At 35.3% G+C, this 371-nt stretch carries 1 protein-coding gene; it reads right to left on the bottom strand.

The window, feature by feature from the left end:
* Positions 1-341, bottom strand: a 341-nt coding sequence (locus tag AC1DG9_RS27850) for a hypothetical protein (protein ID WP_477635810.1), incomplete at its 3' end; no start/stop codon positions are given.
* Between the last annotated feature and the right edge of the window lie 30 nt (positions 342-371).

The raw sequence follows: 371 nt of genomic DNA on the forward strand, positions 1-371 counted from the left end.
GCTTTCTGTTGTTTATTCCATGTCATTAAAGGTGTACTATATTTTTTTGGGTCGTTTTTGAAATCAATTACCTCCACCTTTTGGTTCCCACTGCTGCCATTTGAAGGTATTTTTTTCCGAGTACTCTTCTTTTTTTGAGGGGAAGACAATTGTGGTAAAGAAACTTCCATTGTGTCTGCATCTTCTGTTTCAGAATTGTCACCAAGAAATTGTGGACTGGTTAGGCCCTTAATTTGATTTGTTACACTAGAAGTTATAGCAGCTACATCCTCCTTTGAGCCTTCTACTTCTAATTCAAAGCCTGTAATTTTGAGTTTAAATTTGAATTGATTTTTCGCCATGTTTGGTTAGATTGATATTTGGTGTAATAC

The organism is Pedobacter sp. 05L430, from assembly GCF_056397585.1.